Origin of the sequence: Corynebacterium yudongzhengii (assembly GCF_003065405.1) — a bacterium.
Taxonomy (GTDB): domain Bacteria; phylum Actinomycetota; class Actinomycetes; order Mycobacteriales; family Mycobacteriaceae; genus Corynebacterium; species Corynebacterium yudongzhengii.
The window spans coordinates 917,745-938,068 of the sequence record NZ_CP026947.1 but is presented as its reverse complement, the minus strand read 5'-3'; the positions used below and the strand labels follow the sequence as shown (position 1 = coordinate 938,068).

Annotated in this window: 19 protein-coding genes and 1 riboswitch; of the genes, 9 read left to right on the top strand and 10 right to left on the bottom strand. The window is 65.6% G+C overall.

What is annotated here, in order from left to right:
• Nucleotides 1-143: 143 nt before the first annotated feature.
• The 3 genes from C3B44_RS04305 to lepB are packed head-to-tail and all read right to left on the bottom strand — an operon-like array spanning nucleotide 144 to nucleotide 1,883.
• Complete coding sequence (locus C3B44_RS04305) at nucleotides 144-449, bottom strand: DUF2469 domain-containing protein (RefSeq protein WP_108431300.1); 306 nt, start codon at nucleotides 447-449, stop codon at nucleotides 144-146.
• A gap of 11 nt (nucleotides 450-460) precedes the next feature.
• Complete coding sequence (locus tag C3B44_RS04300; RefSeq protein WP_108431299.1) at nucleotides 461-1,120, bottom strand: ribonuclease HII; 660 nt, start codon at nucleotides 1,118-1,120, stop codon at nucleotides 461-463.
• Nucleotides 1,121-1,124: 4 nt separating this feature from the next.
• Entirely contained in the window at nucleotides 1,125-1,883 is a 759-nt protein-coding gene (lepB, locus tag C3B44_RS04295; RefSeq protein ID WP_108431298.1) for a signal peptidase I, read from the bottom strand.
• Between the two features lie 67 nt (nucleotides 1,884-1,950).
• Between lepB and C3B44_RS04290 the strand changes: the two genes are divergently transcribed.
• Nucleotides 1,951-3,678, top strand: coding sequence for an ABC transporter ATP-binding protein (locus C3B44_RS04290; RefSeq protein WP_235840450.1), 1,728 nt, complete (start codon nucleotides 1,951-1,953; stop codon nucleotides 3,676-3,678).
• 791 nt (nucleotides 3,679-4,469) lie between these two features.
• On the opposite strand, the gene rplS is transcribed toward C3B44_RS04290, so the two are convergent.
• The gene (rplS, locus tag C3B44_RS04285; RefSeq protein WP_108431297.1) at nucleotides 4,470-4,814 is read right to left on the bottom strand and encodes a 50S ribosomal protein L19; all 345 of its coding nucleotides are present in this window, start codon (nucleotides 4,812-4,814) and stop codon (nucleotides 4,470-4,472) included.
• A 222-nt stretch (nucleotides 4,815-5,036) separates the two neighbouring features.
• Nucleotides 5,037-5,150, top strand: a riboswitch (TPP riboswitch).
• Between rplS and C3B44_RS04280 the strand changes: the two genes are divergently transcribed.
• The 5 genes from C3B44_RS04280 (at nucleotide 5,149) to C3B44_RS04260 (ending at nucleotide 9,001) form a co-directional block, all read left to right on the top strand.
• Nucleotides 5,149-5,817, top strand: coding sequence for a thiamine phosphate synthase (locus tag C3B44_RS04280; protein WP_108431296.1), 669 nt, complete (start codon nucleotides 5,149-5,151; stop codon nucleotides 5,815-5,817). Its footprint overlaps the riboswitch before it by 2 nt.
• Nucleotides 5,817-6,926 (top strand): glycine oxidase ThiO, encoded by a 1,110-nt coding sequence (thiO, locus tag C3B44_RS04275; protein ID WP_108431295.1) that lies wholly within the window; start codon nucleotides 5,817-5,819, stop codon nucleotides 6,924-6,926. The genes C3B44_RS04280 and thiO overlap by 1 nt, the downstream gene beginning before the upstream one ends.
• Before the next feature lie 9 nt (nucleotides 6,927-6,935).
• Nucleotides 6,936-7,136, top strand: coding sequence for a sulfur carrier protein ThiS (thiS, locus tag C3B44_RS04270; RefSeq protein WP_108431294.1), 201 nt, complete (start codon nucleotides 6,936-6,938; stop codon nucleotides 7,134-7,136).
• Between the two features lie 8 nt (nucleotides 7,137-7,144).
• Entirely contained in the window at nucleotides 7,145-7,927 is a 783-nt protein-coding gene (locus C3B44_RS04265) for a thiazole synthase (RefSeq protein WP_268876435.1), read from the top strand.
• Complete coding sequence (locus C3B44_RS04260; protein ID WP_108431293.1) at nucleotides 7,928-9,001, top strand: ThiF family adenylyltransferase; 1,074 nt, start codon at nucleotides 7,928-7,930, stop codon at nucleotides 8,999-9,001.
• A 229-nt stretch (nucleotides 9,002-9,230) separates the two neighbouring features.
• Here C3B44_RS04260 and C3B44_RS04255 read toward each other — a convergent pair whose 3' ends face one another.
• Complete coding sequence (locus C3B44_RS04255) at nucleotides 9,231-11,549, bottom strand: Tex family protein (RefSeq protein WP_108431292.1); 2,319 nt, start codon at nucleotides 11,547-11,549, stop codon at nucleotides 9,231-9,233.
• A 28-nt stretch (nucleotides 11,550-11,577) separates the two neighbouring features.
• Between C3B44_RS04255 and C3B44_RS04250 the strand changes: the two genes are divergently transcribed.
• On the top strand, nucleotides 11,578-12,891 hold the full coding sequence (locus C3B44_RS04250; protein WP_108431291.1) for a cryptochrome/photolyase family protein: 1,314 nt from the start codon (nucleotides 11,578-11,580) through the stop codon (nucleotides 12,889-12,891).
• Here C3B44_RS04250 and trmD read toward each other — a convergent pair.
• Entirely contained in the window at nucleotides 12,878-13,984 is a 1,107-nt protein-coding gene (gene trmD, locus C3B44_RS04245) for a tRNA (guanosine(37)-N1)-methyltransferase TrmD (RefSeq protein WP_108431290.1), read from the bottom strand. The two genes, C3B44_RS04250 and trmD, sit on opposite strands and share 14 nt — an antisense overlap.
• Nucleotides 13,985-13,994: 10 nt before the next feature.
• Nucleotides 13,995-14,495 (bottom strand): ribosome maturation factor RimM, encoded by a 501-nt coding sequence (gene rimM, locus C3B44_RS04240; RefSeq protein WP_108431289.1) that lies wholly within the window; start codon nucleotides 14,493-14,495, stop codon nucleotides 13,995-13,997.
• 138 nt (nucleotides 14,496-14,633) lie between these two features.
• On the opposite strand from rimM, the gene deoD reads away from it, so the two are divergent.
• Together deoD and C3B44_RS04230 are read left to right on the top strand one after the other, a co-directional pair.
• Nucleotides 14,634-15,356 (top strand): purine-nucleoside phosphorylase, encoded by a 723-nt coding sequence (gene deoD / locus C3B44_RS04235; protein ID WP_108431288.1) that lies wholly within the window; start codon nucleotides 14,634-14,636, stop codon nucleotides 15,354-15,356.
• Nucleotides 15,357-16,709 carry an MFS transporter gene (locus C3B44_RS04230; RefSeq protein ID WP_108431287.1) on the top strand — a complete coding sequence of 451 codons (1,353 nt, stop codon included), beginning with the start codon at nucleotides 15,357-15,359 and terminating at the stop codon, nucleotides 16,707-16,709.
• On the opposite strand, the gene C3B44_RS04225 is transcribed toward C3B44_RS04230, so the two are convergent.
• Genes C3B44_RS04225 through C3B44_RS04215 form a run of 3 tightly spaced genes read right to left on the bottom strand, consistent with a single transcriptional unit; the run spans nucleotide 16,687 to nucleotide 20,250 of the window.
• A complete protein-coding gene (locus tag C3B44_RS04225) occupies nucleotides 16,687-18,300 on the bottom strand; it encodes a phospho-sugar mutase (protein WP_108431286.1) in 1,614 nt (537 codons plus the stop codon). The genes C3B44_RS04230 and C3B44_RS04225 overlap by 23 nt on opposite strands.
• On the bottom strand, nucleotides 18,300-18,947 hold the full coding sequence (gene deoC / locus C3B44_RS04220; RefSeq protein WP_108431285.1) for a deoxyribose-phosphate aldolase: 648 nt from the start codon (nucleotides 18,945-18,947) through the stop codon (nucleotides 18,300-18,302). Before deoC ends, C3B44_RS04225 begins: the two co-directional genes overlap by 1 nt.
• A gap of 22 nt (nucleotides 18,948-18,969) precedes the next feature.
• Nucleotides 18,970-20,250 carry a thymidine phosphorylase gene (locus C3B44_RS04215; protein WP_108431284.1) on the bottom strand — a complete coding sequence of 427 codons (1,281 nt, stop codon included), beginning with the start codon at nucleotides 20,248-20,250 and terminating at the stop codon, nucleotides 18,970-18,972.
• Between the last annotated feature and the right edge of the window lie 74 nt (nucleotides 20,251-20,324).

Sequence of the window (20,324 nt, the reverse complement as noted above, 5' to 3'; positions counted from 1 at the left end):
GGGCACTTCCTGCGAAGCGATAGACATCGTGGACGCCCACGACGTTGCCCGCTCGCGACATGCCGTGCTTCCAACAGCGGCCAGAGACGCGAAAAACTGTGGATAACTCGAGTTATCCACAGCGTGAGAAAGGCCCGATTTGACTAATTGGGGAACGTAAGCTCCGGCTTGTCGAGCTCTTCGATGTTGACATCTTTGTACGTGATCACGCGCACGTAACGCACGAAGCGGGCCGAGCGGTACATGTCCCACACCCAGGCATCCGACATGCGGACCTCGTAGTAAACATCGGGGCCTTGGGAGTGCGGGATGAGCTCGACGGCGTTAGCCAGATAGAAGCGCCGCTCGGTTTCCACCACATAGGAAAACTGGCTGACGACATCGCGGTATTCGCGGTACAGCGACAGCTCGGCATCGGCCTCGTAGTTGTCGAGATCTTCAGCGCTCACAGGCGGGCTCCCTACTGCTTATCGACATCTTTGGCCACCCACTGCGCATGCGCGGCGGCCACGTTGGCATAAGTGTAGCGATGCACCCGGCTTGCCCCGTGGCGGCGCACCGCATCGAGATGCGCCTTCGTCGAATAGCCCTTATGGCCGGCCAGGCCGTAGCCGGGGTAACGCTCGTCGAGGTCCACCATCATTCGATCCCGGGTGACTTTCGCGATCACGGAGGCCGCCGCGATGCACCGCGCGGCCTGATCACCGCCGATCATCGGCAGCTGCGGGGCGGTCAGGCCGGGGATCTTCCAGGCGTCGGTGAGCACGTAGCCCGGGGCGGTCTCCAGGCGCGCGACGGCGCGGCGCATGCCCTCGATGTTGCAGACCTGGATGCCGCGGGCATCGATCGTGGCGGCGTCGATGGCCACGACGGCGATGGCGGTGGCGACGTGATGCAGGACGTCGAAAAGCTCCTCGCGCCGTGCGGGGGTGAGCTTTTTGGAGTCGGTGAGCCGGGCGAGGCGCTCGCACGGCTGCGGCGGCAGGATGCAGGCGGCGACGACGATGGGGCCGGCGCAGGCGCCGCGGCCGGCTTCGTCGACACCCGCGACGGGCCCCAAGCCCGCCTTGTCGAGCGCGACCTCGTAGGTGCGCAGCTGCTTGAGGCGCCGCACGCGCATGGTGTTAGGCCTGCTGGGGCTGGATGTCCGGGTTTTCGATGTTGCCGATGCGCGACAGCGGCAGGATGACGGCCTGGACCTTGCCGCGGATGTTCTCCTCCGGGATGGTGCCCTGGTACTCATCGCCGATGTGGGCGCGCGAGTCGAGGGAGTTGGTGCGGTTATCGCCCATCATGAAGTAGTGGCCTTCGGGCACTTCGATGGGGCCGAAGTAGTCGCCGCCGCACTCGGCGGAGCCGGTCTTTTCGTTGACGGGCAGCGCCGGCGGGTTAAGGACGTAAGACTGGTCGGTGGGCTGGCCGTCGACCATGATGGAGGGATCGCCGGCTTGGCAGGACACGGTCTGCCCGCCTTCGGCGATGATGCGCTTGACCAGGTTGTTTTCATCCGGGGCGAGGAGCCCGACATAGGAGCCGACGTTCTGCAGGCCCCGGATGACCGGGTTGTCCGAGCGCTGGGTGGTAAAGCCCGCGTTCCAGGAATCGGTGCCCTCGAAGACGACGACATCGCCCGGCTCGGGGTCGGTGAAGTAGTACGAGACCTTCTCGACGGCGATGCGATCACCCGTGCAGCCCGCACAGCCGTGCAGGGTGGGTTCCATAGACGCGCTCGGGATCATGTAGACCCTGCCGATGAAAACGTTGAGTACCGCCATGATGGCCAGGGTGACCAGGATGATGATCGGGAACTCGAGGTACCACGGCAGTACTTTCTTCTCGGTGGTCTCGCGTCGATCGTCGCTGGCGGCATGGGAGGTAGTCACTCACCAAACCCTAGCAGCCATGCTCGCCGAAGCAGGTAGCAGCCGCAGGTGGTTTATCATTGGCGGCGTGTCTACGACTCACGAAACTTCGGCGCTGCCCGAAAAGCGCACCCGGCCGTTACTGATGCTTTTGCGCATGCTCGCACATCACCGGGGCGTGTTCGCGGTGGTGCTCGTGTTGTCGCTGATCTCTTCGGTTCTGGCGTTGGCGCAGCCGTTGATTGTCAACCGAATGATTGACGGCGTCGGCGAGATCGATCTTCTCGGCCCCGCCCTGATACTTATCGCCTTTCTCTTGGCCACCGCGGTCTCCGAGGGCGTGCAGATCTATCTGCTGTCGCGCACCGCGGAGTCGGCCGTGCGCAACCTCCGGGTGGAGCTCATCGCCCGGATGCTGCGCCTGCCGATCCGCATCTATGACCGCCTGCGCACCGGCGATCTGGTAACGCGCCTGGGTTCGGATACGACATTGGTGCGCTCGGCGTTTTCGGGCGGGCTCGTCGACATCGTCGCCGGCGTGGTCACGATGCTCGGCGCCCTGGTGCTCATGGGTTTTCTGGACATCGTGATGCTGAGCATCGTCGCCAGCGTCATCTTGGTCGCCGTCACCGTCGTGATGTTCGTGAGCCAGTATGTGCAGAAGTACACGAATGAGGTGCAGCAGGCCGTCGGCCGGCTCGGCGCGGGCATGGATCGGGCGCTGGTCGCCCAGCGCACCATCCGCGCCAACAACGCCGCGGGGCAGGTGGAAAAAGAGCTTATCGACGACGCCGACACTGCCTTCGCCAAAGGCCGCCAGATCGCGATGATCGAGGGTCTGCTCTGGCCGGTTACCGACATCGCGATGCAGGCATCGTTCTTGTTGGTGCTCGGCATTGGCGGCTTGCGCGTGGCCGCCGGGGACATCAGCCTCGGTGACCTCGTCTCCTTCGTGCTCTACATGTTCCTGCTGGCTATGCCTTTGGGCCAGATCTTCTCCTCGATCACCACGATCCGCCAGGCGATGGGCGCCCTCCAGCGCGTAGGCCAAGTCCTCGACCAGGACACCGAGGACACCGAGGGCCCGGAGATTCCCCGGGGCAGTTCGATCACTTTCGATTCGGTGAGCTTCGGCTATGACCCGAAGCAGCCTGTGCTTCGCGACGCCTCGTTCCACGTCCCCGCCGGAGCACGCGTCGCGCTGGTGGGCCCGAGTGGCTCTGGTAAGTCCACGACGCTCGCGCTGCTGGAGCGTTTCTTCGACCCTGACGCGGGCCGCATCCTCATCGACGGCAGCGATATCCGAAAGCATTCGCGGACCTCGGTGCGCGATCTGGTGGGCTATGTCGAGCAGGAGGCGACGGTACTGGCGGGCTCTGTGCGCGATAACCTGCGCCTCGCTCGGTCCGATGCGACCGACGAGGAATGCTGGGCGGCTTTGCGCCAGGTCAACCTGGATTCCCGCCTGCAGAGCCTGGACGATGAGCTCGGCGACCGCGGCATCTCGCTCTCCGGCGGACAGCGCCAGCGTCTCGCACTGGCCCGGATGCTGCTGATGCGTGCGCCGATCTTGCTTCTCGACGAGCCCACCAGCGCCGTCGACTCCCACAACGAGCAACTGATCCTCGACGCTATTAAGGCTTCCGCGAAGGACCGCACCGTCATCATCGTCGCGCACCGGCTGTCGACGGTGACCGACGCCGACGAGATTGTGGTGATGCGCGATGGCGTAGTCGAAGACCGCGGAACTCACGATGAGCTGTTGCGAACGTCGCCGCTCTATCACGATCTCGCTTCGCGGCAGCTGCTGGCTTAAGGCTTTCGAACCTCTGGGCGTTAGCCCTGGCCAGTCGGTTGTGAAGTATTCGTAGGCGGCCGATTCTGTGACCTGGAGGTTGCGGTAGTAAAAACTGGCCAGGCTTATGATGAGCAGGGCTTTGTAGATAGCTTTGTAGATGGCGGTCTGTTTATTGGAATGCTTTAGTGTCCGCACTAAAGCTTGATTGTCCATGTCTGCTGTGGCCTCGGCGGCGTACATGACTTATCCCCCGATACTTGTTCGCTCTCATGTTCTAAACCTAGCAAGCGCTACCGATAGCCACAAGAGGGGTGCGCAAGCCTTTTTAATCGTGTTTGTACTGGAGCTTTATTCTATGCCATGGCATAAAACAGAAGCCCCAGGATACGGGGATCCCCCTCTTGTCAGCGTTCAAGTGTTCGATAGCATTGACTGGCCCTGAAGTGTCAGATGCGGTTTGTTGGTAGCGCTTCTCCGGCAAGACGGCAGCGGAGGTTTCCGGGCATTTGGCAAAAGCCATCCGCCCCCGGTTGCCGCGACCCTGGTATGCAGCGCTATCGCTGGTCGAAAACAGGGCCATAGAAAGGACTACTGGTTTCGAGCGCGCGTGACACAAACACTTGGGCACTCATGTAGCGAATCAAGTTTGGTAACCCCTTCGGCTAGCAGGCCACCAGAAACCCGCACCCCACAAACAAAAGACCGCCTCGCGCAAGGCTGGGGTCTTCACAACCCAAGCCCCGCAGAGGCGGTCTTTTTCTGGGATTTCGCTCGAGCCGACTCTTTACAGAACCGACCCAGATACAGGCTTAGCGACGCTCCTTGATGCGAGCGGCCTTGCCGCGGCGATCGCGCATGTAGTACAGCTTCGCGCGGCGGACCTGGCCGCGGCGGGAAACCTCGATGCGCTCGATGTTCGGAGAGTGGACCGGGAAGGTACGCTCGACGGCGATGCCGAAGGAGACCTTGCGGACGGTGAAGGTCTCGCTGACGCCGGAGCCCTGACGACGCAGAACGAAGCCGCGGAACATCTGGGTACGCTCGGTGGAACCCTCGATGACCTTGACGTGCACGTCAAGGGTGTCACCCGGGCGGAAGTCCGGGATGTCGTCGCGCAGGGATTCTGCGTTGATCTTGTCAATGATGTTGGTCATGCCAGGCATTTCCTTTTCAGTTTGGGACAGAGGACCCTGGCGGCTTTTCCCCAAAGGAGGCGCTCGGCCGGTTCGTATCCGTATGCAGGTTCACATTCACCGCGTACGCCATGCACGCAGCAGACCCGCATATTTTGTCATGCCTGCAGTCAGTAACCAAATCCCCTCCCCTAATTCTTAACCTCCATTGTCCAGGCCACTTCACACCACCTACATTGGACTCATAAACCCCACGGGCGCCCGCGGTAACGGGCTGAGATCGCGCTAATACCGCGCGAGCACCGTTCGAACCTGATACGGCTCGCACCGACGAAGGAAGAGAGGCTTCAACGCCATGTGTTCTGCGGCTAAGCGTGCCCCGAGGCACAAGCTCGATCTACGCTGTTATCTCATCACCGCTTCCGGGACTTTCGACGAGGTCATCGCCACCGCCACGCAGGCCGCCCGCGGAGGCGCCGGCATCATTCAGGTGCGCAGCAAACCCATCTCCGCCCGCGATCTCTTCGAGCTCTCGCGCCGGCTGTCGCGCGCCGTGTACGAGGCGAATCCCGCCACCCACGTGGTGATCGACGATCGTGCCGACGTCGCCGCCGCCCTCATGCGCGCCGGCGAGAACGTCCACGGCGTTCACGTCGGCCAGGATGATCTCCCGGCCACCGCGGTGCGCGAGTTCCTCGGCCCCGACGCGATCATCGGCCTGACCACGGGCACCCTCGAGCTGGTGCGCGCGGTCGAGCAGGTCTTGGACATCGTCGATTACATCGGCTGCGGCCCCTTCCGTGCCACCCCGACGAAGGATTCCGGGCGCGCCCCGATCGGGTTGAAGGGCTATCCGGCGCTTGTCGACGCCTCCCCGGTCCCCCTCGTCGCCATCGGCGATGTCACCGCCGCCGACGCCCCGGCACTGGCCGCCGCGGGCGTCGACGGTGTCGCCGTAGTCCGCGGCTTCGCCCACAGCGACGACCCCGCCGCCTACGCCCGCGAGATCCTGGAGGCGTTCTAATGCGCGTCACCGTCATCGGCGCCGGCATCATCGGCTTAAGCACCGCCTTCGAGCTCACCGAACGCGGCGACGAGGTCCGCCTCATTGACCCCGCGCCCGCGCGTTCCGCGACGTACCACGCCGGCGGCATGCTCGCCCCCGCCGCGGAGGTCCAATACCGCCAGGAGCCACTGTTTCCGCTGATGCTGGATTCGGCGGCGAAGTACCCCTCCCTCATCGAGCGCGTCACGAGCGTTACCGACCTGCCCACCGGCTATCGCACGGAAGGCACCCTGGTCATCGCCGGGGACCACGCGGATGCCCGCCACCTGCGCGATCTTTCCGAATACCAGCACGTCCACGGTATGAAGGTGGAGCGGTTGAGCCGTCGAGAAGCACGCCACCTGGAACCGGCACTCGCCCCGTCCATCGCCGGCGCCGTGCACATCCCCGGCGACCACCAGGTCTCGCCGCGGGCGTTGTCCGAAGCCCTGCTCGATGCCGTCCGCCGTCGGGGCGTCGAGATCGTCGCCGATACCATCACGCGTATCGACGGCGCCCGCGCCCACGGCCGCGTCGGCACCTACGACGCCGAGCAGGTGGTGCTCGCCGCCGGGCTCGGCGCCGCACGTATCGACGGCTGGCATCCCGGCCCCAACCCCCTCGAGCTGCGCCCGGTCTACGGCGACATCCTGCGCCTGAGCGTTCCACGCCACCTCGGCCCGCTGGTCAGCCGCGTGATCCGCGCCTTCGTGGAGGACCGGCCCGTCTATGTCATCCCGCGCGACGATCACACCGTGGCGCTGGGGGCCACGAGCCGGGAGGACGACCAACCCCTGCCCCGGGTGGGCAGCATCTTCGACCTGGTGCGTGACGGCATCGAGATCGTGCCCGGGCTGGAGGAGTGCGCGCTGGTGGAGGCGACCGTCGGCACGCGGCCCGGCACCCCGGATGACCTGCCGTATCTCGGGCGCATCAGCGACGAGCTGATCGTCTCCACCGGGTATTTCCGCCACGGCATCCTGCTCGCCGCCCTCGCCGCCGAGGCCACCGCCCAGCTGATTCACGGCATAACGCCCACCATTGATCTGCGCGCCACCGACCCGCTGCGCCACGCTACTGACGTTTAAGGAGAACCCATGCACATCACGTTCAACGACCAGCCCGTCGACTACGACACCCCGCCGTCTCTCGCCCAGGTCATCGCCGAGCAGGTCGGCTCACCGGAGGGCATCGCCGTCGCCGTCAACGGCACAGTGGTCTCCCGCAGCAGCTGGGACGAGCGCATTCTTGCCGACGGCGACCGCCTTGACGTCCTCACCGCCGTCCAGGGAGGCTAGACGTGGCACTGACGATCGCTGATCAAACCTTCCGCTCCCATCTCATCATGGGCACCGGCGGCGCAAGCTCGCACGAGCTGCTCGAGCGCTCGCTGAAAGCGTCGCAGACGGAGCTGACCACCGTCGCGATGCGGCGCTACGAAGCCCGCACCTCCTCCGGCGGCGAGAGCGTCTTCGAGCTGCTCCGGCGCCTCAACATCGCGTTTCTGCCGAACACCGCCGGCTGCCGCACCGCCCGCGACGCCGTCATCACCGCCCGCCTCGCCCGCGAAGCCCTCGACACCTCCTGGGTGAAACTCGAGGTCATCGCCGATGAGCACACGCTGTTGCCGGATGTCGTCGAGACGATCGACGCCTGCGAGCAGCTTGTCGACGAAGGCTTCACCGTCCTCGCCTACACCTCGGACGATCCGGTTGCAGCGCAGCACTTAGAAGACGTCGGCGCCGCTGCGGTCATGCCTTTAGGCGCGCCGATCGGCACCGGGCTGGGGGTGCTCAACCCCCACAACATCGAGTTAATCTGCTCGCGCGCGTCCGTGCCAGTGATCATCGACGCCGGTATCGGCACCGCCAGCGACGCCGCGCTCGCGATGGAGCTCGGCTGCAGCGGTGTGCTGCTGGCCAGCGCGATCAACCGCTGCCAGGACCCGGAGGCGATGGCGCACGCGATGCGCCACGCCGTCGAGGCCGGATACCTCGCCCGCCAGGCAGGCCGCATCCCGCAGCGCCAGCACGCCCAGGCCTCGTCCACCTTCGACGGGCTCGCCAGCTGGGCCGACGAGGTGCTCTAAATGATGAATACCGCTGAGCTCACCCGCATCGCCCGCCAGCTCAACCTGCCCGGTTATGACCGGGCGGCCGCCGAAAAGCTTCACGACGCCCGCGTCCTCATCGTCGGCGCCGGAGGCTTGGGCTGCCCTGCGATGCAGGCGCTCGCCGCCACCGGTTTGGGCCGCATCCTGCTCTATGACGACGACACCGTCGGCGCCACCAACCTGCACCGCCAGATCCTGTTCACCGGCGATGACGTCGGGCGTCCGAAAGCCGAGATCGCGGCCGCCAAGCTCGCCCAGATCCAGCCGGGTATCGACGTCGACGCCCGCGTGGAACGCCTGACCTCGTCGAATATCCTGGATGCGGTGGGCGAGGTGGATCTGGTTCTCGACGGCTCCGATACCTTCGCCACGAAATACCTGGTGGCCGACGCCTGCGAGATCACCTCTACTCCCCTGGTGTGGGGCACCGTGCTGCGCTACGAAGGCCAGCTCGCTCTCTTCGGCGGATCCGCTGAGGCACCGATGCTGCGGGATCTCTTCCCGGTCCAGCCGCCGGCGGATTCCGTACCCGACTGCGCGACAGCCGGGGTCCTCGGTGTTACGACCTCCGTCATCGGCTCCCTCATGGCCACCGAGGCGGTGAAGTACCTCACCGGCATCGGCGACTCGGTGCCGGGAAAGGTCGTGGCCTACGACGCGCTCGCGACGCGTTTCCGTAGTTATATGGTGCCACGCGATCCGGCGCGCCCAGCGGTACGCACACTTCCGGCTGTTTCTGCGTCGGGCACTGCGCCGAGCGTGGATCCGGAACGGGAGCGCCTCCTCGGGTTGCTGGCCCGCGGTGAGGCCCGGGCGCTGGATGTGCGCGAAGAGCACGAGAAGCTGCTGGCCGAGATCCCCACCGGTGCTGACCTCCACCTGCCGACCTCACAACTAGATGACACCCGCCTGCGCGAGGTCCTTTCCGGCATCCACGGCACGGTGGTCTGCTACTGCGCCTCCGGGGTGCGCAGCCAGCGCGTGGTCGACGACTACTCCGTCGACGGGGTCACGTTGGTCAGCCTGCCCGGTGGTGTCGGCTCGAGGTGATTGTGGCTGGCCTGGGTGCTGCGATGCGGATACCGCGTTTGCATGCAGCGCTAACGCTGGTCGAAAACAGGACTATAGAAAGGACTACTCCTTTCGACCGCGCGAGACTCCTTTAGGGGCGACTCCTTTCGACCGCGCGTGCGAACGCGATACCGCCGCATGACCGCTAAGGCGCCTACCCCCGGAAACCGAGCCTTTCAGCGCTTGCACCCAACCCGAAGCACCTGCTCTAGCGCCCGAACCCGGCCTTCTTCAGCGCCTCGGCCATCGAACCGGAGGGTTTCTTGCCCTGCGCACCGGACCGGCCACCGGACCGGCCACCAGACCGACCACCCCGACCACGCCCACCGGACCGACCACGCCCACCAGAGCGCCCGCGGGATTCCTTCTTCGGCGCGTTCTCGGCGCCCGGCTCGTCGTCGAGACGCAGGCTGAGCCCGATGCGATTGCGATCGACGTCGACGTCCATGACCTTCACCTTGACCGCCTGCCCGGAGCGCACGACATCGCGCGGGTCTTTCACGAAAGAGTGGCTCATCGCGGAGACGTGCACGAGGCCGTCTTGGTGGACGCCGACGTCGACAAACGCGCCGAACGCGGCGACGTTTGTCACCGTACCCTCCAGCACCATGCCCGGGGTGAGGTCGGAGACCTTCTCCAGGCCTTCGGCAAACTCCGCGGTGCGGAACTCCGGGCGGGGGTCGCGGCCCGGTTTGTCCAGTTCAGAGATGATGTCGGTGATGGTGGGCACGCCGAAGCGCTCGTCGGCAAACTGTGCGGGCTTCAGCTTCGCCAGCGCCGCCGAGTTGCCCACGAGCCGATCGACCGGCAGGCCGGTCGCGGCGGTCATCTTCTCCACCACCGGGTAGGACTCGGGGTGGACGGCCGAGGCGTCGAGCGGGTCGTGGCCGTTGATGCGCAAAAAGCCGGCACACTGCTCGAAGGCTTTGGGGCCGAGGCGGGAGACGTCGTGAAGCTGGGCGCGCGAAGTGAAAGAGCCGTGCTCATCACGGTGACTGACGATGTTGCGCGCCAGCGCAGGCGTCACCCCGGCGACCCTTTCCAGCAGAGGGGCGCTGGCGGTGTTGAGATCCACGCCCACCGCGTTGACGGCATCTTCGACCACGCCGTCGAGGGTGCGGGTGAGCGCCTGCTGGTTGATGTCGTGCTGGTACTGCCCCACCCCGATCGACTTCGGGTCGATCTTGACCAGCTCCGAAAGCGGATCCTGCAGGCGCCGCGCGATGGAGACCGCCCCGCGCAGCGAGACGTCCATGTCCGGGAACTCGGCGGCGGCGATCTCGGAGGCCGAATACACCGACGCCCCCGATTCGGAGACCATCACCGGCGTCGGGCGCGTGCCCGCAGCCTGAGCCACCATGGTGGCGATCTCGCCGGCGAGCTTCTCCGTTTCCCGGCTGGCGGTGCCGTTGCCCACCGCCATGAGCTCCACCCCGTGGCGCACGCACAGCCCGGCGAGCGTCTCAGCGGCCTGCGACCACTGCTTTTGGGGCTGGTGCGGGTAGACGATCGCGGTCTCGAGCACCTTGCCGGTGCGATCGACCACCGCGCACTTCACGCCGTTGCGATAGCCCGGGTCGAGCCCCAGCGTGGCGCGCTCGCCGGCGGGAGCGGCCAGCAGGACGTCGCGCAGGTTCGCAGCGAAGACCTCGAGCGAGCCTTCCTCCGCGCGCTCTTTGAGTTTGAGGCGCATATCCAAACCCGAGGAGATCTTCAGTTTGGTGCGCCAGCCGAAGCGCACGACTTCAGCAAGCCACGACGACGCCGCCGTATCCAGCTCGAAGCGCTCGGCGATGAGCTGCTCGTAGGTGGCGTCGTCGCCGGGGTCGATATCGAGGGTGAGCACGCCTTCGTTCTCGGCGCGCAAGAGCGCGAGGATGCGGTGCGGCGGCAACGTGGTCACAGATTCCGAGAAGTCGAAGTAGTCCCGGAACTTCGCGCCTTCGCGCTCCTTGCCTTCCACCACGTGAGAGCGCATGGTCGCCTCCTCAGCGACTTTGTCGCGGACTTCTCCCACCAGGTCGGCGTCGAGGGCGAAGCGATCGATCACGATCGCCCGGGCGCCGTTGAGGGCGTCTTTCTCCGTCTCGAAGCCCTCGGTGAGATAGGCGCCTGCGGCGGCCTGGGCGTCGGCGTGGGGGTCGTCGATAAGCTTATCGGCAAGCTCTTCGAGCCCGGCCTCGCGGGCGATGTCGGCGCGGGTGCGCCGGCGCTTCTTGTACGGCAGATAGAGATCTTCCAGCCGCGCCTTAGTGTCGACGGCCTCGATGCGAGCGCGCAGGTCATCGTCTAGCTTGCCCTGCTCGTCGATGGCCTTGAGCACCGTCTGCTTCCGCTCCTCGAGCTCCGTGAGGTAGGTGTGGCGTTCCTCGATCCGGCGCAGCTCGACATCGCTCAGACCGCCGGTGGCCTCCTTGCGGTAGCGGGCGATAAAGGGCACGGTGTTGCCCTCTGCAAGCAGGTCCAAAGCCGCCTGCACGTAGGCGGGGCGAACCTGTAATTCTTCGGCGATCAATTCTGCAAACATCCGCCTTATGTTAGCTACTGTGGCGCCTATGCCCGGTAGACACCTCCTGTGGTTGCGCGATGATCTGCGTCTCCACGACAACAACGCCCTCGCCGCCCTCGCCGGCACTGATATCACGGCGCTCTACATCGTAGAATCCACCGCCCGCCCGCTGGGAGCGGCGAGCCGCTGGTGGCTGCATCATTCGCTCAACGCGCTTGCGAAAGACCTCGCCGATTTTGATATCCCCCTTTACGTGCGCGCCGGCGATCCGCGCGAGATCATCTCCTCCTTTCAGCCGCGTACGCTGGCGTTTCACCGGCGCTACCACCAGCCGCTGCAAGAGATCGACGAAGAGATCTCGGCCTCCCTGAAAGCCAGCGGCACGACCGTGCATGCCGTCGAGGGTTTCCTCCTCGGCGAGCCGGACGAGGTGCTCACCACCAACGGCACCTACTACCGCGTGTTCACCCCGTTTTCTCGCCGCCTGGCAGAACACATCGACCCCACCCCACCGCTCGGAGCACCCACAGTCCGGGGCGAAGGCGTACGCTTGGAGCGCACCCGCGCAGAAATCGACGAGCATTTACCCCTAGAACCCTGGAGCGACAAGCTCAACCAGCACTGGACACCCGGCGAGAAGGGCGCGCACATAGCGCTTAAACGCTTCGATCCCGCCGACTACGAGCACGACCGCGATATCCCCGCCCGCCGCGGCACCAGCCGCCTGTCGCCGCACCTGCGCTTCGGCGAGATAGCGCCGCAGCGGGTATGGCATGACGTCGACGACCCCGGTTTTCGCCGGCAGCTGATGTGGCGGGATTTCGCCTGGCACCGGCTGCACCACCGCCCGCATCTCAGAACCGAGAACGTCCGCAGCGAGTTCAACCGCTTTCCCTGGCGCTGGCCAAAAGATCCCGGCGCGGCCGAGGACCTGCGCGCCTGGCAGCGCGGCGAGACGGGGATCGCGCTCGTCGACGCCGGGATGCGCGAGCTGTGGGCGACCGGCTACCAGCACAACCGCGTGCGTATGATCACCGCGTCTTTTCTCACTAAGAACCTGCGCCTGCACTGGAGGTTGGGGGAACAGTGGTTCTGGGACACCCTCGTCGACGCCGATGATGCCTCAAACCCCTTCAACTGGCAGTGGGTCGCCGGCTGCGGTGATGACGCGGCGCCGTATTTCCGCATCTTCAACCCCGTCACCCAGGCCCGCCGCTTCGACCGCGACGAGCGCTACCGCCGCCGCTGGGCGCCGGAGTTCTTCGACGGAGCAGAATCAGAGGCACCGGAGCCGATCGTGGATCTGCGCGAATCCCGCGCCGAGGCGCTCGCCGCCTATGACCTCATCAAGCGCTCGTAGGCCCGGCATGCCCGTAGTCCGAGGTGCCGTACCAGGCGGTGCCCGCGGGTAGGTGCTTGGCGACGAGCCGCGTCAGCTCCCCCAGCTCCCGCTCCGAGCGGCCGTTGATGGTGATCCGCCACAAGGGCTCGCAGGCGGAATCGATGGTCTCGGCGTGGATGGCGCTGACGTGGTAGTTGTCGCGGCGCAGTTTCTTCGCCAGCTTGGCGGCGATCTTCTCCCAGCGTGTCTCATCGATGAGCACGGTGAGCTCGGTGTGGACATCCCGGGCATAGAGAACAAAGCGGTCTTTGTCTGTGAGCTCTGCCTGCTCGAGCAGCTCGGGGCGCACCTTCTTGGTGCGCTGGAGGGACTGGGCGCGTCGCCACGCGGCGATCTTCTGGTGATCGCCGGAAAGCAGCACCTCCGGGATGTCAAGCCCACGCCAGCTGCGCGGCTTCGTATAACTGGGGGCTTCCAACAGGCCGTCAGAAAACGTGTCCTCGAGGTGCGAGGCCTGGTTGCCCAGCACCCCGGGGATGAGGCGGGCGACGGCCTCGGTGATCGCCAGCACCGCGACCTCGCCGCCGATGAGGACATAATCACCGATGGAGACCTCGCGCACTCGGTAGCGCTTCTCGGCGTCGACGAAGACGCGCTGGTCAATGCCTTCGTAGCGCCCGCAGGCGAACACGATGTGCTCCTCGCGGGAGAATGCCTGCGCGTCGGCCTGGGTGAAGGGAGTGCCGGTGGGCGTGGGCACTAAAAGCAGCGGTTTCTCGCCCGGCGCGCCGTCGGAGTAGTGCTTATCGACGCCTACCAGCTCGTCGTGACGCGGCCCCGCACGGTGCGCCTCCGCGCTGGTCAGGGTGGTACCTTCCGTGGCGCCTGCGGCAACGTCGTCAAGTGCTCTACCCCAGACCTCCGGTTTCATGACCATGCCGGGCCCGCCGCCGGCCGGTGGGGCGTCGACCGAGCGGTGCGTGCCCGTGGCCCAGCGGCGCAGGTCATGGATGCCGACGGTGAGGTGCCCGTCCTCGATGGCTTTGCCCAAAAGGGCGTGGCGTAGGGGTTCGAGGTAGTCGGGGAAGATGGTGATGACGTCGATGCGCATGGGTTCAGAGCTAGAGATCCAGAAGGCCTTCGGGCGGGGTGACCACCACGTGTCCGGCCTCTAAGTCGATGTCGGGGACCATCTCGTCGACGAAGGGGATCATCGCTTCTTTGCCGCCACTGAGGCGGACCTCGAGGATCGCGCGGTTGACGGTGTGGGTCACCCCGGTGATCTCACCGATGCGCTGGCCTTCGTGGATGACGGCCAGGCCTTCGAGCTCGTGGTCGTAGAAGCCTTCGTCCTCGTCGTCATCTAAAGGCTCGGCGAAAAACTGCAGACCCCGCAGGCTTTCGGCGGCGGTGCGGTCGGGGATTTCCTCGAAGGTGATCAGCAGGCGGCCCTTGTGCGGGCGGGTGGAGGCGATGGTGAGTTCTTTCTCGCGCGTGCCCTGGCGTCCGTAAAGTACCTCGCCGACGGCGAAGCGCACGTCCGGGTTATCCGTGGTGACCTCGACGGCGACCTCTCCGCGCACGCCGTGGGTTTTGATCACCTTGCCGATCATGAGTTCCATGCCTAGGCAGTCTAGCGGGCACCTTTTATAGGGGAGAACGCGCAACCCCGATCGAACATTTGCAGCCTTGACAACTGACTAATGTTCGATTCACAGTAGAATTACAGTTATAACCATAACGGCCCTAAGGAGCCTTTCATGCCGACTACCACGGCCTCCACCCCACACATCAACCCCGACGGCGCCCCCATCGCCGAGACCGTCCTGCTGCCCGGCGACCCGCTGCGCGCGAAGTTCATCGCCGAGCACTACCTCGACGATATCGTCCAGTTCAATTCCGTGCGCAACATGCTCGGCTTCACCGGCACCTACCAGGGACACGAGGTCTCGGTGATGGGCTCGGGCATGGGCATTCCGTCGATCAGCCTGTACGCCTACGAGCTGATCCACACCTTCGGCGCTCAGAAACTCATCCGCGTGGGCTCCTGCGGCTCCATGCGCCGGGACATCGGCCTCTACGAGATCATCGTCGCCCAGGGCGCCTGCACGGACTCGAACTTCCTCGAGCAGTACGACATCCCGGGCACCTTCGCGCCCCTGGCCTCCTGGCGCCTGCTCAAAGCACTTGTCGACGACGCCGATGCCCGCGGCATCACCACCCACGTGGGCAACATCTTCTCGGCGGATGCGTTCTACAACGTCGACGACACCTCGATCGACCGGTGGGCGCGCATGGGTGTGCTCGGCACCGAGATGGAATCGGCCGGCCTCTATGCCGTCGCCGCCCACGCCGGCGTGGACGCGCTCGGTCTCTTCACCGTCTCTGATAACCTCTACACCGGCGAGCAGACCTCCCCGGCCGAGCGGGAGACCGCGTTTACCCAGATGATGGAACTCGCCCTTCCCCTGGCGGCGATCTAGATGCGCACCCTCAATCCCAAGCGCGCCGTTCCGGTCCTGCTGTTTGTGTTCCTTTTCGCCCTCATCATCGACAACGGCTTCAAGTTCATGTCGTTGCCGATTTCGGAGGACCTCGGCCTCGACGTCACCACGGTCAGCCTGCAGGCGACGATCCCGGGCATCCTCATCGGCATCGGCGCGGTGGTCTACGCCGCGCTGGCGGACTCTCTGAGCTTCCGCAAGCTGCTCAACGTCGGTATCGCGCTCATCGCTATCGGCTCGCTCATCGGGTTTTTCGGCCAGGATTCCTTCGCCTGGGTGCTCGCCGGCCGCATCATCCAGACCTCGGGTCTGGCCGCGGCGGAGACGCTCTATGTCATCTACGTCACCAAGTTCTTAAGCGAGAAGGACCAGAAGACCTACCTCGGGTTTTCTACGTCGATGTTCCAGCTCGGCATGCTCTTCGGCACGCTGACCAGTGGCTTCATTGCCACCTACGTGTCCTGGACCGCGATGTTTTTGGTCTCGCTCATCGCGGTGGCGGCCATCCCGTTTATCCACAAGCTGGTCCCGGAGACCATTCAGGTGAAAAACCACCTGGATATCTTTGGCCTGCTGCTCATCGCCGTCATCGCCACCTCGGTGATGATGTTCATGCAGAACTTCACCGTCTTCTGGCTCATCCCCTTGATCTTGGGCATCGGGGTCTTCACCTGGCACGTCCGCAGCCACGACAAGGCGCTGGTGCGCCCGGAGTTCTTCACCAACGGCCGCTATGTCTCGGTGCTTCTCGTGGTGCTCATCGTCTACTCGACCCAGCTGGCGTTGACCTTCCTCTTCCCCTTCGTGCTCAGCGAGCTGCACGACTGGTCGCTGGACCAGGCCTCCCTGCTCTTCGCCCCGGGCTATGCCGTCGGCGCGCTCGTCGGCGCACTGTCCGGGGTCTACGCGAAGGCCCTGAGCACGCGGGCGACCGTCATCCTAGGTTTGGTGCAGGTGATCGTGGCCTTCGTCCTCGGCGCGGTGTTCATCGACTCCTCAGCGTGGATCCTGGCAGCCTCGATCATCCTATTGTCCTCGGGCTTTGCGACGATGTACGCCCCACTCGTCAACACCGCCCTGCGCGACATCCCGGCCGAGAAATCCGGCATCGCGATCGGTTTCTACAACCTGACTATCAACATCGCCATCCCGGTGGGCATCGCGTATGTGGCCGCGCTCATGGAGCTCTTCCCCGCCGACGCCGCCGGCTCCGCCGCCGTTTTGTGGGTGGTGGCGGCCATCGCCGGCGTCGGCGCGGTGGTCTATATCCTCAGCGACTCGGTGCTGACCAAAAAGGAGGCGCGGCGTTCTAGCGCACCCCGAGTACGCTAGCGAGCTCCGCCTTGATCTGCTCGCAGCGCTCCACCGCCTCGGCGCGCTGCGGGCGGATCACTTCGATGTAGCACTTCAGCTTCGGCTCGGTGCCCGACGGGCGGGCGACGATGCGCGCGCCTTCCTCGGTGCGCAGCAGCACGCCGGCGGTTCCGGGTACGCCCTGGTATCCCCGCGAGAGGTCCGCGACCTCGGTGACCGGCGAGCCGCCGAAGTCGGCCGGCGGGTTTCCCAGCAGTCCATCGACTTTGGCCCGGATTTCGGCTGGGTCATCCATGCGCACGGTCAGCGGGCGGGTCACCCACGCGCCATAGGCGGCGTCGATCTCGGCGAGGTAGTCGGCGAGATCTCCCCCTGATGCCAGCTCCGCCACCCGCAGACACGCGGTGATGCCGTCTTTATCGCGCACCGCCTGCGGGTCGGTGCAGTAGCCGATGGCCTCCTCGTAACCGTAGACCAGGTTCTCGACGCGCCCGATCCACTTGAACCCGGTGAGCGTCGGCTGATAGTCCAGCCCGTGCGCCTTCGCGATCGCGGACAAAACTTGCGAGGACACGATGGACGCCGCCATGACCCCCTCGCCGGCCTTTGCCGCCTGCTCGCCGAGGATCGCGCCGATGGTATCGCCGCTGAGCTGTTCCCACTGGCCTTCACTGCCTGCGGGGATGGCCACCGAGCAGCGATCGGCATCCGGGTCGAGCGCGAGGATGACCCGCGCTCCCACCTGGCGGGCGGTGGCAATGGCGAGGTCGAGTGCGCCGTCTTCTTCCGGGTTGGGGAAAGCCACGGTGGGAAAATCCGGGTCGGGCTCGTGCTGCTGCGCCACCGGGGTGATCGCGCTGAACCCGGCGCGGCGTAGGGCCTCGACGAGCATGTCGCCGCCGACGCCATGCAGTGCCGTGACGACGATGGGTACGTGCGGATCGGCGACGTCGATAAGCGAGACCGCGCGGGCGAGGTAGGCCTCGCGGATCTCGGGGCCGGCGAAGGTGATGCCGTCGGCTTTGCGGGCGATGCTATCAGCCGGGCCGGTGGCGGCGATGGCCGCGGAGATCTCCTGATCCGCCGGCGAGATCAGCTGCACGCCGCGGCCGTTGTCGCCGTCGACGATGCGCCCGCCCAGATAGACCTTGTAGCCGTTGTCCCAGGCCGGGTTGTGGCTGGCGGTGATCATGATGCCGGCATCGGCGCGCACATGGCGCACCGCGAAGGAGGTCAGCGGGGTCGGGTGCTCGGCGGGTAAGGCGATGACCTCGCAGCCGGCTGCGTTGAGCACCTCGCAGGTGGCGGTGTAGAAATCGCGGGAGCGGTGCCGGGCATCGCAGCCCACCACGACTCTGGGCTTATAGACGCGCGTACGCAGCCACGCCGCCACCCCGGCGCTCGCGCGGATGACGGTGGCGATGTTCATGCGGTTTTCACCGCCTTCGATCCTCCCGCGCAGCCCGGCGGTGCCGAACTCCAGGGGCCCGGAAAAGCGCTGGCTAAGCTCGTCGGTATCGCCGTGATCGAGAAGCTCTTGCAGCTCGGCGCGCGTGGTGGGATCCGGGTCGTGCGCGATCCAGGCGCGCACCTTTTCCTGCAGATCCATTAGTTGACACCTTCCAGGATCGTGCGTGACGACGACGCCCCGATCCGCGTGGCGCCGGCGACGATCATGGCCAGGGCGGTCTCGGTGTCGCGGATACCGCCGGAGGCCTTGATGCCGAGGCGTCCGCCGACGGCGGCGTGCATGACCTCGATGGCGTGCACGCTGGCGCCGCCAGCCGGGTGGAACCCGGTGGAGGTCTTGACGAAGTCTGCCCCGGCCCGCTCGGCGGCGTGACAGCAGGCGGTGATCTGCTCGTCGCTGAGCGCGGCGGTCTCTAAGATGACCTTGAGCACGGCCTTTGGGATCGCCTCGCGCACGGCGCGGATGTCTTTCTCCACGTAGTCGAAGTCTTCGGCGACGGCGCGGGCGACGTTGATGACCATGTCGACCTCATCGGCGCCCTGGGCGACCGAGAGCTTGGCTTCCGCGGCCTTGATCTCCGAGTGGTGGGCTCCCGAGGGAAAACCCGCCACGGTGGCGACCTTGAGGTCAGCGGGCACCTCCAGCGGCAGCTTCGAGGGAGAGACGCACACGGAGTAGACGCCGAGGTCGTGGGCCTCCTCGACGAGTGCGGCGACGTCCGCGTCGGTGGATTCCGGCTTCAGCAGCGTGTGGTCGATGTAGCGGGCGAGTTCGGTGCGGTTCATGTCTCTCAAGCTCCTTTTCGGTTTAGGCGATGCGGTCGTGGACGAGGACGCGCTCGGGCGCGTCCTCGGAAATGGTGATGCCCGGGGTGATGGCCTCGAGGGCGTGTTCGAAACGCTCCGGGGTATCGGTGTGCAGGGTGAGGATCTTCTGCCCGGCGCGCACCTTAGTTCCCAGCGGGGCGTGGATCTCGATTCCGGCGCCGGCCTGGACGGGGTCTCCCTTCTTAGCGCGACCAGCGCCGAGACGCCAGCTGCCCACCCCTAGGGCGAGCGCATCCAGCTGGGAGATGACGCCGTCTTTTTCTGCGACCACCTCATGGGTGTCGGTGGCCTTCGGCAGCGGGGCGTCAGGATCGCCTCCTTGGGCTTTGACCATCGCGCGCCAGGTGTCCATGGCGCGGCCGTCTTTGAGAGCCGCCTCGACATCGGCGTCTGCGACCCCGGCCATCTCCAGCATCTCGCGGGCGAAGCGGCAGGTCAGCTCCACCACGTCGGCAGGACCGCCACCAGCGAGGACGTCGAGGGTCTCCTCGATCTCTAAGGCGTTGCCGATCTTCAGGCCCAGCGGGGTGTTCATATCCGTGATGAGCGCGCGGGTAGTAACCCCGGCGTCGTTGCCCAGATCGACCATCGTGCGCCCGAGCTCGCGGGCCTGGTCGAGGTTCTTCATGAACGCGCCGGTTCCCACCTTGACGTCGAAGACCAGGCTATCGGCCCCGGCGGCGATCTTCTTGCTCATAATCGAGCTGGCGATCAGGGGCACGCAGTCGACGGTGGCGGTGATATCGCGCAGGGCGTAGATGCGCTTGTCCGCCGGGGCGAGGTCCGCGCCGGCGGCGGCGATGATGACCCCGACCTCGTCGAGCACCTGCATCATCCGGGTGCTGTCGATATCGACGGTGAAGCCGGGGATCGCCTCCAGCTTGTCGAGGGTGCCGCCGGTATGCCCGAGCCCGCGGCCCGACAGCATGGGCACGGCCACCCCAAAAGAGGCGACCAGTGAGCCGAGCGGCAGCGAGAGCTTATCCCCGACGCCGCCGGTGGAGTGCTTGTCCGTGGTGACTTTGCTAAGCCCGCCGTAGGTCATGCGGGTACCGGAATCGATCATGGCGTTCGTCCAATCGACAATCTCGCGGCGGGTCATGCCGTTGAGGTAGATGGCCATGTTCAACGCGGCGAACTGCTCATCGCCGATCTTCCCGCGCGTATACGCGGCGATGACGTAGTTGGTTTCTGCGGTGGAGAGCTCGCGTCCGTCCCGCTTGGCGGCGATGACGTCCACGGCATCGAAATGCTGAGACATTTATCCGGATCCTCCCTTGTGAGGCCTTGTGTCACGGGATATACATCGATTATCATTCCCATTGGAACACATGT